The sequence below is a fragment of the Elioraea sp. genome, from assembly GCF_051860475.1.
GTDB lineage: Bacteria > Pseudomonadota > Alphaproteobacteria > Acetobacterales > Acetobacteraceae > Elioraea.
The window spans coordinates 11,103-24,354 of record NZ_JBHYDW010000001.1 but is presented as its reverse complement, the minus strand read 5'-3'; the positions used below and the strand labels follow the sequence as shown (position 1 = coordinate 24,354).

The window sequence follows — 13,252 nt, the reverse complement described above, 5'->3', positions numbered from 1 at the left end:
CGACCGACGCGCGCGCGGTCGCCGCGATCTTCGCCGCCAAGCGTCGGCCCGCGTTCAACCCGCTGATCGCGCATCTCCCCGAGGCCGCGGCCGCATTCGGGCTCAGCGTGGCCGATGCCCGCGCCCGCGCGCTTGCCGCCGCGCTCTGGCCCGGGCCGCTGACGCTGGTGCTGCCGGCCGCGCTAGGCTGCCCGGTCGCGCTGCTCGCGCGGGCGGGGCTCGACACGGTCGCGGTCCGCGTGCCGGCACACCCGCTCGCGCGGGCGCTGCTGGAAGCCACCGCGCGCCCGGTCGCAGCTCCATCCGCCAATATCTCCGGCCGCGTCAGCCCGACCACCGCCGCGCATGTGCTGGAAGAGCTCGCCGGTGCGATCGACGCCGTGCTGGATGGCGGGTGCTGCGCCGTCGGGCTGGAGAGCAGCGTGCTCGACCTCTCGGGCCGCACGGCGGTGCTGCTGCGCCCGGGCGGGACGACACGGGAGGCGATCGAGGCGGTGATCGGCCCGGTGGCGCTTGCCGAGGGGGCGGCCGAGGCGCCGCGCGGCCCCGGGATGCTCGCCAGCCACTACGCGCCGGTGCTGCCGGTGCGCCTCGACGCGACCGGGTTCGGGCCGGACGAGGCGGTGCTCGCCTTCGGCCCGCCGCCCGCGGGCGCGGCGCTGGCCTTCAGCCTGTCCGACTCGGCCGATCTCGCCGAGGCTGCCGCCCGGCTGTTCGCCGGGCTCAGGTTCCTCGATGCCGAGGGTCGTCGCCACGGGCTCGCCCGCATCGCCGCGATGCCGGTGCCGCAGCACGGGCTTGGCCTCGCCATCAATGACCGGCTGGCCCGCGCGGCCGCACCGCGTCCCGGTTGACCCGGCGCGCGACCCGGCGCAAGCCTCGCTCCCGCCATGCCCGATGCCGCCACCCGCGCCGGCCTGCCGAGCGCGCTCGCCGCCCGTCTTTCCACCGTGCTCGGCGAGCGGGGGCTGCTGAGCGACGCCGACGCGATCGCTGCGCACAGCGCCGACTGGCGCAAGCTGTTCCCGGGCTCCGCCCTCGCCGTGCTGCGCCCCGCCAGCACCGCCGAATGCGCCGAGGCGGTGCGGCTGTGCGCCGAGGCCGGGGTCGCGATCGTGCCTCAGGCGGGCAACACCTCGCTCTGCGGCGGGTCGACCCCGCTCGGGCGCGGCGACGAGGTGGTGCTCTCGGTCGCGCGCATGAACCGCATCCTCGACATCGATCCCGCCGACATGACCATGGCGGTCGAGGCCGGCGCCGTGCTGGCCTCGGTGCAGCAGGCGGCGGAGGCGGCAGGCTGCCTGTTCCCGCTCTCGCTCTCCTCCGAGGGCACGGCGCAGATCGGCGGGCTGATCTCCACCAACGCCGGCGGCAACACGACCGTGCGGTACGGCAACATGCGCGAGCAGGTGCTGGGGCTGGAGGTCGTGCTGCCGGACGGTTCGGTGCTCGACCTGATGCGCCGGCTGCGCAAGGACAACACCGGCTACGCGCTGCGCCAGCTCTTCGTCGGCGCCGAGGGCACGCTCGGCATCGTCACGCGCGCGGTGCTCAGGCTCGCGCCGCGTCCGCGCGACGTGCAGGCGGCGTTCGTCGCCCTGCCCTCGGTCGAGGCGGCGGTCGGGCTCCTGAACCGGTTCCAGCGCCACGACGGCGATTCGCTCGCCGCGTTCGAGTACATGGCCCGGTTCGGCATCGATCTCGTGCTGCACCACATCCCTGACTTGAAGGACCCTCTCGCCGCCCGGTACGATCACTACGCGCTGGTCGAGCTCGCCTCGCCGCGCCCGGGCGCCACTCTGCGCGCCGTGCTCGAGACGGTGCTCGGCGCGGCGATGGAGGAGGGGATCGTGCTGGACGCGGCCCTTGCCGAGAGCGTGGCGCAGCGTCAGGCGCTGTGGCGCATCCGCGAGGAGCATGCCGAGGCGCAGAAGCGCGAGGGAGCTTCGGTCAAGAACGACGTCTCGGTGCCGGTCTCGAAGGTGCCGGAGCTCATCGCGCGCGGCATCGCAGCGGTGCGCCGGATCGTGCCCGAGGTCCGGCCCTGCCCGTTCGGCCATGTCGGCGACGGCAACATCCACTTCAACTTCTCGCGCCCCGCAGCGATGGCGGACGATGCCTTCCTCGCGCTCTGGGACGCGATCGCCGACGCGGTTGCCGAGCAGGTGCGCGCGCTCGGCGGCAGCTTCTCCGCCGAGCACGGGATCGGCCGGCTGAAGACCGCCACGCTCGCCGAGTGGCGCGCGGGTCCCGAGATCGAGACCATGCGGCGGATCAAGGCCGCGCTCGATCCGCGCGGGCTGATGAACCCCGGCAAGGTCGTCGAACCGCGATGATGCCGAGGCCACGGTGAACCGACTCTCGCGCTACATGCTGCGCCAGCTCGCGATCGGCTTGGTCGCCGTGACCGGTGGGCTCGCCGTGCTGATCTGGCTCACCCAGTCGCTGCGCTTCCTCGAGCTCGTGCTGAACCGCGGCCTGTCGCTCGCGGTGTTCTTCGAGCTCACCGTCTTCATGCTGCCCAACTTCGTTGCCGTGATCCTGCCGGTGACGACCTTCATCGTGATCCTGGCGGTCTACAGCCGCATGGAAGACGATCGCGAGCTCGTCGTGATGCGCGCCGCCGGCATGGGGCCGATGGCGCTCGCACGGCCGGCGCTCGTGCTCGCCGGCGCGGCGGCGCTGCTCGGCTGGACCATGAACCTCTGGGTCGTGCCGGAGAGCTACCGGGCGTTCCGCGAATACCAGTTCGAGATCCGCAACCGCATGGCGGCGGTGCTGCTGCAGGAGGGCGTATTCAACCCGCTCGGCGAGGGGCTGACGGTCTATATCCGCGAGCGCGACCGCGACGGTGATTTCCGCGGCATCATGGTGCATGACACGCGCACGCCGGGCGCGCCTGCGACCATCCTTGCGGAGCGCGGCTGGCTCACGCTCGAGGGGGACACGCCGCGTGTGACGCTTCAGAACGGCACGCGCCAGGAGGTCGACCGCCGTACCGGCACGCTGCGCATCCTGTCCTTCGCCGAGAACACGCTGAGCCTGGCGACCGAGGCGGCGCGCGACGAGGTGCGCCACCGGGACGCCCGCGAACGCGGGGTGCTGGAGCTGCTCAGCCCCGATCCCGCCGAGCAGATCAGCGCGCGCGACCGGGGGCGGTTCACCGTCGAGGCGCATCAGCGCCTTGCAGGGCCGCTCGCGACCCTCTCCCTCGCCCTCGTCGGGCTCGCCGCGCTGCTGACCGGGCAGTTCAGCCGCCACGGCAAGACCGGCCGCGTGCTGATCGCGGTCGGGATCGGCGGCGGCCTGGTGGCGCTCGGGGTCGGGATCGGCAACCTTGCCGCGCGTGAGCTCGGCCTCGTGCCGCTTATCTGGGCCCAGGCGGTGCTGCCCGGCGTGATCGCCCTGGTCTGGCTGCTCCATCCGGCGCGCGCGCGCGTGCCGGCCGCCGAACTGGCGCCGGGCTGAGGCCGCACCGTGCAGATCCCGCGCGTGCTTGCCCTCTATGTCGGGCGGGTGTTCCTGGTCTCGACGATCTCGGTGCTGGCGGCGCTGATCGCGATCGTCGCCCTGTTCGACGTGATCGAGCTGACGCGCCGCGCCGCCGGCCGCGCGGATGTGCCGTTCGCGAGCCTGGTCGAGATCAGCACCCTGAAGCTGCCCTTCATGGCGATCGAGATCCTGCCGTTCGCGGTGCTGATCGGCGGCCTCGTCGCGTTCTGGCGCCTGACGCGCTCCTCGGAGCTGATCGTGGCGCGCGCGGGCGGTGTCTCGGCCTGGCAGTTCCTCGCCGCGCCCGTGCTCGCCGGCGCTGCCCTCGGCGTGATCGCGATCACCGTCATCAGTCCGGTCTCGGCGATGTTCTATGCGCGCGCCGAACGGCTCGATTCCGTGCTGCTGCGCGGCGGCGCAGGCACGCTCGGCCTCTCGGGTGGCGGGCTCTGGGTGAAGCAGCCCGACGACGCGCTCACACCCGGCGGCGCCGCCATCCTGCACGGCGAACGGATCGCTGCCGTCGGTCCTGAGCGGCTGACGCTCGAGCGCGTCTCGGTGTTCCGTCTCGGTCCGGACGATCGCTTCCTCGGCCGCATCGAGGCCGACCGGGCGGTCCTGGAGCCGCGGCACTGGCGGCTGGAGAACGCCGCCTCCGTCGGTCCCGAGCGGATGGGACTGCGCGAACCTGCGGTCGCGCTGCCGACCGACCTCACCGTCGCGCGGCTGCAGGACGGGCTTGCCCCGCCCGATACGCTGTCGTTCTGGGCGCTTCCCGGCTTCGTCCGGGTCCTGGAGGACGCCGGGTTCTCGGCGCAGCGGCACCGGCTGCGCTTCAACGCACTGCTCGCGCTGCCGCTGCTCGCCGGCACGATGGTTCTGGTCTCGGCCGGGTTCTCGATGCGCCCGGCACGGCGCGGCGGGGTCGGGGTGATGATCGCCGCCGGCGTCGCCGCCGGCTTCTCGCTGTTCGTGCTGACCAAGGTGGTCGGCGAGTTCGGCATCAGCGGTGCGCTTCCCGTCACGCTCGCGGCGTGGACGCCCACGGGTGTCGGGCTGATGCTCGCCGTGGCGATGCTGCTGCATCTCGAGGACGGCTGAGATGGGGCGCGGGCGCAGGGCGGTCGGCGCCGCGATCGTCGTGCTTGTGCTGGCCGCGACAGCAGCGGCGCAGACCCGCCGCCCGCTGACGGACGCCGAGCGCCAGCCCGTCACCTTCACCGCCGGCGAGGTCGAGTACGACGAGAACCGCGATCTCGTGATCGCGCGCGGCGGTGTGGAGGCCTGGCAGGGCGACCGCATCCTGCGCGCGCGGGAGATCACCTTCCACCGCCCGACCGGGCGCGCCACCGCGCGCGGCGACGTCGTGCTGATGGAGCCGGACGGCCAGGTGTTCTTCGCCGAGGAGGCGGAACTCGCCGAGGACCTGCGTGACGGGGTCGTGCGTGAGTTGCGCTCCCTGCTCGCCGAGGGCGGCCGGCTCGCCGCGGCGGGCGCGGTGCGTTCCGGCGGGCGCGTCACCGAGATGGCGCGCGCGGTCTATTCGACCTGCGAGGCCTGCCCGCGCGACCCGGAACGCGCGCCGCTCTGGCAGATCCGGGCCGATCGCGTCGTGCACGACGAGCAGGAGAAGACCGTCGAGTACTTCGACGCCACGATGCAGATTGCCGGCATCCCGGTGCTCTACCTCCCTTATTTCTGGCATGCCGATCCGTCTGTGAAACGGAAATCCGGTCTGCTGTTTCCGGAGTTCGGCACCAGCACCTTCCTCGGCGCGTTCTACCGCCAGCCCTACTACTGGGTGATCTCGCCATCGGAGGACGCGACGATCTCGCCGATGGCGACCGCCCGCAAGGGCGCCGTGCTGTTCGGCGAGTGGCGGCGGCGGTTCAATGCCGGGTTCGCGACCGTCAGCGGCAGCGTCACCTACGACCCCGACGAGACGCGCTGGCGCGGCAACCTGGTCTCCACCGGCCGGTTCAGCCTCGACGAGACCTGGCGCGCCGGCTGGGACGTGCAGCGGTCCTCGGACCGCAGCTACCTGCGCCGCTACCGTATCGGCGCGCTCAGCAACGCAAGCCTGCTGGTGAGCACACCCTTCGTCGAGGGGTTCGGCGCCAACTTCTACGCCCGCGCCGACGCGAACGTGTATCAGGGCCTCGGCTCGCTGGATGTCGCCCGGCGCATTCCGCTGGTGCTGCCGCGCCTCTATGGCGAGGTGACCGGCACGGAAGCGCTCCTCGGTGGCCGGTGGCGCGGCGATCTCGGCGTGTTCGCGACCACCCGCCAGACCGGCACGGCGACGCGCCGGATCGCGTCGCGGCTGAACTGGGCGCTGCCGCTGCGCGGCGCGGCGGGCGATCTCTGGACGGTGGAGGCCAATCTCGACGTGCTGGGCTATCAGGTGGGCGGCGATACCGACGCCACGCCGATCCCCGGCGGAAGAGCCGGCGCGGCCGCCAGGGCCCATCCTCAGATCGCGCTGACCTGGCGCTGGCCGCTCCTGCGGCCTGGCGGGTCCTGGGGCAGCCAGGTGATCGAGCCGATCCTCCAGGCTGTTGCCGGGCCGAAGGCCGGCCGCGACCCGCGCATTCCGAACGAGGACAGCGTCGATCTCGAGTTCTCCGACGCCTATCTGTTCGGCTTCAACCGTTTTCCCGGCCGCGACCGGCTCGACGGCGGCTTCAGGGTGAACGCGGGCCTGCGCGGGGCATGGTTTCTCGACGGCGTGACGATCGAGGGACTGTTCGGCCAGTCCTGGCGCGCCGCGACCGATTCCCTCTATCCGGCAGGATCGGGGCTGGAGGGGCGGCGGTCGGACTATGTCGGACGGCTGACCGTGATCCCGTCGGATCACCTCGCGCTGACCTACCGCACGCGGCTCGATCGCGACACCTTCGCCACCCGGCTCGCCGACCTCTCGGCGACGGTGAGCGCGGCGGGGCGATCCCTGACGCTCTCCTATCTCTCGGCGCCGTCGCAGCCGGATACGCTCCAGGCCGGCCCCAGGCGCGAGATCGGCGCCACGCTCGGCGGCCGGCTCTGGGGCAACTGGACCGGTTTCGTCGGCGCGCGCCGCGACCTCGTGCGCGAGGCGATGGTCCAGTCCTACGCCGGCGTGCGCTACGAGGACGAGTGCTTCGCCTTCGTGGCGACCTATCAGCGCCGCTTCACCTCGAGCGCGGTCGGTGGCGCAGGCACCGACCTGATCTTCAGCCTTGTCTTCAAGACGGTCGGCGAGTTCGGCCTCTCGGCCCTGTGAGTCCGGCTGCGCGGGCGTTGCAGCAGGGCCGCGTCGGGCCTATGCAGGGCGGGATGGTCCGCCTCCTCGCCCTGATCCTGGCCGCTGCGCTCGCCGCCGGCCCCACCGCACCGCCCGCGCGGGCCCAGTCCGCCGGCATCGTCGCGGTGGTGAACGGCGACGTCATCACGACCTTCGAGGTGGAGTCGCGGCGGCGGCTGTTCGCAGCGGTCGCCGGCCTGCCGCTCACGCCCGAGGTGTTCGATCGGATCACGCCGCAGGTCCGCCGGCTCCTGGTCGATGAGCGGCTCAGGCTGCAGGAGGTCCAGCGCCGGCGCATCCTGGTGACGGATGGCGAGATCGCCCAAGCGATCGCGCGCGTCGAGCAGCAGAACTCCCTGGGCGCGGGAGGCCTGCGCGCGAGCCTGGCCCGGCAGGGGATCGACATTCGCGCGCTCTACAGCCAGCTGCGCGCCACCATCGGCTGGACCAAGCTGGTGCGTGCCGAACTCGGCGCCCAGGCCGAGGTGGACGAGTCGCTGGTGCGGGAGCGGATCCGCGCGATCGAGGCGGCCGCCGGCCAGCCCGAGTTCCTGGTCGGCGAGGTGTTCATCGCCGTTGACGGCCCCGCCCAGGAGGCCGAGGCCGAGCGCACCGCCGGGGAGCTGATCAATCAGCTCCGCCGCGGCGCGCCCTTTGCTGCCGTCGCAACCCAGTTCAGCCAGGCGCAGTCGGCGGAGCAGGGCGGGGATCTCGGCTGGATCAGGCTCGGCCAGCTGGAGCCCGAGGTGGAGGCAGTGCTGACGCAGATGCCGCCCGGCGCGATCTCGACGCCGATCCGCACCGCCGGCGGGTTCTCGATCGTCACGCTCAGAGCCAGGCGCGAGGTCGGGCGGGACATGGCGACGCTGGTCGCGATCCGACAGGTGGTGTTCCCGTTCGCGACGGCCCTGGATCCGCAGCGGCCGACGCCGCAGCAGATCCGCCAGGTCGAGGCGGCGCAGCGGCTGTCGGACAGCGCACGCGGCTGCGAGGCGTTCGCCCAGGCGGCGCGCGCCACCACGGGCGCGCAGCTCAACGATCCGGGCGAGATCCGCCTGGAGACCCAGACCCCCCAGCTCCGTCAGCTCCTGAGCGAGCTGGCGCCCGGCCGCGCCAGCCGCCCGCTGATTGCGCCGGATGGCGTGGCGCTGCTGATGGTCTGCGGCCGGCGCACCGAGAATCTTGCCGCGCCCAACCCGGAGGTGATCACCGAGACGATCCTGCGCGAGCGCGTCGACCTGCTCTCGCGCCAGATGATGCGCGACCTGCGCCGGCGCGCCGACATCGACTTCCGGGCGTGACCGCGCCGCTTGCGCTGACCATGGGCGACCCGGCGGGGATCGGCGGCGAGATCGCGCTCGCCGCATGGTGCGCGCTGCGCACGGGCGGACCATCGTTCGTCCTGATCGGCGATCCGGACTGGCTGGCCACGCTGGCCCGGTCCATCACCCGCGATGTGCCGGTCCGCGCCGTCGCCACCCTCGCGGAAGGGGCGGCGGCCTTCCCGCGGGCGCTTCCGGTGCTGTCCGAGCCGCTGGCGGCGCCGGCCGCACCCGGCCGTCCGGACCCGGCGCATGGTCCGGCGATCATCCGCTCCGTCGCGCGCGCCGTGACGTTCGCGCGCTCGGGCGAGGCAGGCGGCGTGGTGACCAGCCCGCTCGCCAAGACCACCCTGCTCGCGGGCGGCATCGGCCATGCCGGACACACCACCTGGCTCGCCGAGCTGGCCGGCGGCGGCACGCCGGTGATGATGCTGGCCTCGCCGATGCTGCGCGTGGTGCCGGTGACGGTGCACATCCCGCTCGCCGACGTGCCGGCGGCGCTGACCGTGGATCGGATTGTCGCCGCCGGGCGCATCGTCGCCGCGGCGCTGCGCGCGGAGTTCGGGATCACCCGGCCTCGGCTGGCGGTGACGGGGCTCAATCCGCACGCCGGGGAAGAGGGTGCGATCGGGCGTGAGGAGATCGAGACGATCCGTCCGGCGATCGCGATCCTGCGCGCCGACGGGCTCGCGGTGAGCGGGCCGCACCCCGCCGACAGCCTGTTCCACCCGACGGCGCGCGCGGGCTACGACGCGGCCCTCTGCATGTACCATGACCAGGCGCTGATCCCGATCAAGACGCTCGACTTCGCGGGCAGCGTGAACGTCACGCTGGGGCTGCCGATCGTGCGCACCAGCCCCGATCACGGCACCGCCTATGACATCGCCGGCAAGGGTCTCGCCGACCCGTCGTCGCTGATCGCGGCGATCGAGCTCGCGGCCGCGATGGCGGCACGGCGGGAGCGCGCACGGGCGGCGTGACGGACCTCCCGCCGCTGCGCGAGGTGATCGCGCGCTTCGGCCTCGATGCGCGCAAGTCGCTTGGTCAGCATTTCCTGCTCGATCTGAACCTGACCGCGCGGATCGTGCGCGCCGCCGGCGCGATGGACGGACGGCATGCGATCGAGATCGGGCCCGGGCCCGGAGGGCTCACGCGGGCGCTGCTCGCGAGCAAGGCGGCGAGCGTGACGGCGATCGAGCGCGACCCGCGCTGCGTCGATGCGCTCGCCGATCTGGTCGCGGCCCATCCGGGGCGGCTCAGTATCGTCGAGGCGGATGCGCTCGCGGTCGACCTCGGCACCCGTGTTCCGCCGCCGCGCAAGGTGGTGGCGAACCTCCCCTACAACGTCGGTACGCCGCTCCTGGTCGGCTGGCTCACGCAGGCCGGCGCGTTCGAGAGCCTGACCCTGATGTTCCAGCAGGAGGTCGCCGAGCGGATCGTTGCCGTACCGGACAGCAGCGCCTACGGGCGGCTCTCGGTGCTGGCGCAGTGGATCGCCAAGGCCCGGATCGTGCTGCGCCTGCCGGCGGCCGCGTTCACCCCGCCGCCGAAGGTGGCCTCGGCGGTGGTCCATCTCGTTCCCCGTCCAGGTCAGCCGTCTCGTGCGCTGTTCGCGGCGTTGGAGCGCGTCACCGCGGCGGCGTTCGGGCAGCGACGCAAGATGCTGCGCAGCGCACTGAAGCCGCTCGGCGATGCGGAGGCGCTGTTGAACGAGGCCGGGATCGATCCATCGCGGCGCGCGGAGACGCTGAGCGTCGCTGAGTTCGAACGGCTCGCCCTCATCCTTTCCCAGTCACACCCGGACCACTGAGGCGGACCCTTGATGCGCCGCGCATGAGGTGGACGAGGGCAATGTGTGGCGAGGCGGGGTCCTCTGTCGCCTGACAGCGGATGCGCACGATTGTCGCCTCGCCTCGCCGAGATCGCAAAGGGGCCTGTCCTGGCCAAGGATTGTCCGTCTGCCTGTTTGATCCACGATTTCAGTTGGTTGAGCAGGTCGCGGTGGTTGCCGCCGCGGAAGCGCCACTCGACCTCCTTGAGGAACAGCTGGAAGCCCTGGCGCGGGATGCCGTTGAACCGCCGCAGGTGCCGCTCCAGAAGGTTTCGATCGCCTTGATGTGGGTCTCGCCCACCGCGAAGCCTTCGCCGTGGTGGATCCGCCGCGGGTGGAACGCCGAGTCATCGAGCGGATGATGGCTCGAAGAGCTGTCCGTACGGACGATGCGGTCGGGTACGATCATGCGCGGCATGATCGGCATCAGCGTGGCCGAACGCAGGTTCGGGATCATCACCGTGTAGACCCGGCCGCGGCGCTTGAGCAGGCCGACCACCGGCCCCTTGCCGGCCGCGCCGCGACTGCGGATGCCTTTGCCGTGCACCCCGGCCAGCTCGGCCGCCGCCCGCGCTGGCGCCGCCGTGGCCAACCTGCCGCGCCCCACCCTTGCCCAGGGCGCCTACTACGCCGGCCAGACCATCCGCGTGATCATCCCCTTCTCCGCCGGCGGCGCCACCGTGCCGTTGGCCGTTTCGAGGATCCAGCCTCTGAATGCAGCGAAGCCGGGCTCGGCCGCGCGCGCCGCGCGATGCACCAGATACCAGCCCGCCCCCTTCGGGACGGTCACCGCGAACGGCGCGACGAGACGGCCGGCGGCAATGTCATCGTCGATATACGGGCGGATGCCCATCGCCACGCCGAGCCCGTCGATCGCGGCCTGCAGGGCTTGGCCGTAATACGCGAACTCCGGGCCGGCGATGCGGATCGGCCTGGCCCCCGCCGCCGCAAGCCAGCGCGGCCAGTCCTCGGGTGCATGCGCGACACGCAGGAGCGTCTCCGCGCGTAGCGCGTCCCGCCGGTCGAGCCGGCGCGCGAGCGTGGGTGCCGCCACCGGCGTCAGATCGGCATCGAACAGCTTCACCGCCTCGAAGCCGGGCCAGGCGCCGTTGCCGAGCCGGATGCCGCAGGTCCAGTCCTCCTCGAACGGCACCATCGCACCACCGGTCGCGATCCGCACCTCGAGTTCCGGCGCGCGGCTCTGCAGATCGGCGAGGCGCGGGATCAGCCAGCGGATCGCGAAGGTCGGGCCGACGCCGACGGTGACGACATTGCGCTGCCCCATCGCCACGACCTGCTCGGTCAGTCGCGCGAGCCCGTCGAGCAACGGCGTGAGCCCGACGCGATAGGCCTCCCCCGCCGCGGTGAGGGTCAGCCGGTTGGCGTGGCGCGCGAACAGCCCGACGCCGAGCCGCAGCTCCAGCAGCCGTACGAGCCGGCTGACCGCGGCAGGAGTGACGTGCAGTTCCTCGGCCGCGGCGGCGAAGCTGCCGGCGCGCGCGGCCGCCTCGAACGCCTTGACGCCGTTCAGCGAGGGCAGGCGGCGGACCCAGACCATCAGAAAAACTCACGCTGAGGCCAAGTTAACGCAGTTTGTGCTGCGGAACGAAACGGCGCAAGGGAGGGGCAGGAGCACGCGCCGATGACACCCGCCCTGATCGCCCTCGTCACGTTGCTGATGGTCGCGACCTCGCTGCTCTCCGGCGTATTCGGCATGGCCGGCGGGCTGATCCTGGTCGGCGTCCTGCTGGCGCTGCTGCCCGTGCCCGACGCCATGGCGCTGCACGCGGTGACGCAGATCGCCTCCAATGGCTGGCGCGCGGCACTCTGGGTCCGCCACGTGTGCCCGCGCATCGTCGCCGCCTATGCCGGCGGGTGCGCGGCCGCGCTCGCCGTCTGGTCGGCGGTCCAGTTCGTGCCGAGCCGGCCGCTCGCGCTGATCGCGCTCGGGGTGAGCCCGTTCCTGCTGCATCTGCTGCCGCGCACCTGGCGCCCGGATGCCGAGAACCCGCGCCACGGGCTCGGCTACGGCATCGCCAGCATGTCGCTGATGCTGCTGACCGGGGTGGCCGGGCCCCTGCTCGACAGCTTCTTCCTCGGCGGGCAGCTGGACCGCCGCAGGATCGTCGCCACCAAGGCGGTCTGCCAGGTGCTCGGCCACAGCCTGAAGCTCATCTATTTCGGCGGGCTGATCGCGAATTCCGGTTCGGTCGATCCGGTGATGGCGAGCTGCGCCGTTCTCGCCTCGATGCTCGGCACGATGCTCGCCCGCCCCCTGCTCGCGGCGCTGAGCGAACAGCAGTTCCGCCGCTGGGCCGCACGGATCGTCACGTCGATCGCGTGCTACTATGTCGCGCACGGAAGCTGGCTTCTGGTGTTTCCCTGAGAGGCGACGGGGCGATGTCCGGATCGATCGAGCCGCTGATCCTCGACCTCGTGGAGTTCGTGGCCGCGCGCCCGCGCCCCCATCCCATCTCCTCCGCCCGGTTTCACCGCGCTGTCATCGACTCCCAGCCACGCCGCGCCTAGGTAGAAGGGCGTCAACCAACCGGGAGGACTGACCCATGAAGCGTCGCGCCCTGCTCGGCACCGCCCTCGCTGGCGCCGCCGTAGCCAACCTGCCGCGCCCCGCCCTTGCCCAGGGCGCCTACTACGCCGGCAAGACCATCCGCGTGATCATTCCCTTCTCCGCCGGCGGCGGCACCGACACCTTCGGCCGCTACATCGCCCAGTTCCTCGGCCGCGTCGTGCCCGGCAACCCCACCGTGGTCGCCGAGAACGTGACCGGCGCCGGAGGGCTGCGCGGCTCGAACGAGTTCGCCGAGCGCACCGCCAAGGACGGGCTCACCCTGCTCACCGCCTCGGGGCACCTGAACCTGCGCGCCTTCCTCGGCCTGCATGGGCTCCGGCTGAAGCTCGACGGGCTCGAGCCGGTGGTCGCCGCGCCCATGGGCCACATCACCGCGCTGAACGCCAAGGCCTCCGGCGTGACCGACCCGAAGCAGTTCCTGACGCTCCGCGGGCGCGTCACCAAGGGCATCACCGATCCGGTCGGACTGGTGGAATCGCTCGTCGCGCTGGAGATGTTCGAGATCAACTACCGCGCCGTGCCGGGCTTCGGCGGCCGCGGCGACACCCGGCTCGCGTTCGAGCGCGGCGAGCTGATGGTCACCACCCAGGCCACGCCGGCCTATCTCGCGCGGGTCAAGCCGATGGTGGACGCGGGCGAGGCGGTGCCGCTCTACGCGATCGGCTTCGTCGATCCGGAGGGCAAGCCGGTGCGCGACCCGGCCGCGCCCGACATCATCACCGCGCCCGAGCTCT

11 protein-coding genes and 1 pseudogene are annotated in these 13,252 nt (G+C 72.5%); 10 read left to right on the top strand and 2 right to left on the bottom strand.

The window, feature by feature from the left end:
• The 8 genes from ACTIFU_RS00105 to rsmA all read left to right on the top strand — a co-directional run.
• Positions 1 to 854: L-threonylcarbamoyladenylate synthase (locus ACTIFU_RS00105; protein WP_439576234.1), on the top strand; the 854-nt coding region annotated here is incomplete at its 5' end.
• A gap of 36 nt (positions 855 to 890) precedes the next feature.
• A complete protein-coding gene (locus ACTIFU_RS00100; protein WP_439576233.1) occupies positions 891 to 2,336 on the top strand; it encodes an FAD-binding oxidoreductase in 1,446 nt (481 codons plus the stop codon).
• A 13-nt stretch (positions 2,337 to 2,349) separates the two neighbouring features.
• Positions 2,350 to 3,468 (top strand): LPS export ABC transporter permease LptF, encoded by a 1,119-nt coding sequence (gene lptF / locus ACTIFU_RS00095; RefSeq protein ID WP_439576232.1) that lies wholly within the window; start codon positions 2,350 to 2,352, stop codon positions 3,466 to 3,468.
• Between the two features lie 9 nt (positions 3,469 to 3,477).
• Positions 3,478 to 4,593 (top strand): LPS export ABC transporter permease LptG, encoded by a 1,116-nt coding sequence (gene lptG, locus ACTIFU_RS00090; RefSeq protein WP_439576231.1) that lies wholly within the window; start codon positions 3,478 to 3,480, stop codon positions 4,591 to 4,593.
• A 1-nt stretch (position 4,594) separates the two neighbouring features.
• A complete protein-coding gene (locus tag ACTIFU_RS00085) occupies positions 4,595 to 6,754 on the top strand; it encodes an LPS-assembly protein LptD (protein ID WP_439576230.1) in 2,160 nt (719 codons plus the stop codon).
• Between the two features lie 53 nt (positions 6,755 to 6,807).
• Complete coding sequence (locus ACTIFU_RS00080; protein WP_439576229.1) at positions 6,808 to 8,076, top strand: peptidylprolyl isomerase; 1,269 nt, start codon at positions 6,808 to 6,810, stop codon at positions 8,074 to 8,076.
• Entirely contained in the window at positions 8,073 to 9,077 is a 1,005-nt protein-coding gene (pdxA, locus tag ACTIFU_RS00075; RefSeq protein ID WP_439576228.1) for a 4-hydroxythreonine-4-phosphate dehydrogenase PdxA, read from the top strand. Before ACTIFU_RS00080 ends, pdxA begins: the two co-directional genes overlap by 4 nt.
• Positions 9,074 to 9,907, top strand: coding sequence for a 16S rRNA (adenine(1518)-N(6)/adenine(1519)-N(6))-dimethyltransferase RsmA (gene rsmA / locus ACTIFU_RS00070; protein ID WP_439576227.1), 834 nt, complete (start codon positions 9,074 to 9,076; stop codon positions 9,905 to 9,907). Before pdxA ends, rsmA begins: the two co-directional genes overlap by 4 nt.
• A gap of 152 nt (positions 9,908 to 10,059) precedes the next feature.
• Here rsmA and ACTIFU_RS00065 read toward each other — a convergent pair.
• Positions 10,060 to 10,466, bottom strand: a pseudogene (locus ACTIFU_RS00065) (transposase); the annotation flags it as partial.
• 87 nt (positions 10,467 to 10,553) lie between these two features.
• A complete protein-coding gene (locus ACTIFU_RS00060; RefSeq protein WP_439576226.1) occupies positions 10,554 to 11,486 on the bottom strand; it encodes a LysR substrate-binding domain-containing protein in 933 nt (310 codons plus the stop codon).
• Positions 11,487 to 11,570: 84 nt separating this feature from the next.
• On the opposite strand from ACTIFU_RS00060, the gene ACTIFU_RS00055 reads away from it, so the two are divergent.
• The gene (locus ACTIFU_RS00055; protein WP_439576225.1) at positions 11,571 to 12,314 is read left to right on the top strand and encodes a sulfite exporter TauE/SafE family protein; all 744 of its coding nucleotides are present in this window, start codon (positions 11,571 to 11,573) and stop codon (positions 12,312 to 12,314) included.
• A 178-nt stretch (positions 12,315 to 12,492) separates the two neighbouring features.
• Positions 12,493 to 13,252 (top strand): hypothetical protein (locus tag ACTIFU_RS00050; protein ID WP_439576224.1); only part of this gene is annotated, 760 nt, incomplete at its 3' end.

Coding starts and splice junctions, on each gene's coding strand:
- ACTIFU_RS00100 (WP_439576233.1), top strand. CDS start 891: ATGCCCGATGCCGCCACCCGCGCCGGCCTGCCGAGCGCGCTCGCCGCC.
- ACTIFU_RS00060 (WP_439576226.1), bottom strand. CDS start 11,486: ATGGTCTGGGTCCGCCGCCTGCCCTCGCTGAACGGCGTCAAGGCGTTC.
- ACTIFU_RS00055 (WP_439576225.1), top strand. CDS start 11,571: ATGACACCCGCCCTGATCGCCCTCGTCACGTTGCTGATGGTCGCGACC.
- ACTIFU_RS00080 (WP_439576229.1), top strand. CDS start 6,808: ATGGTCCGCCTCCTCGCCCTGATCCTGGCCGCTGCGCTCGCCGCCGGC.
- ACTIFU_RS00085 (WP_439576230.1), top strand. CDS start 4,595: ATGGGGCGCGGGCGCAGGGCGGTCGGCGCCGCGATCGTCGTGCTTGTG.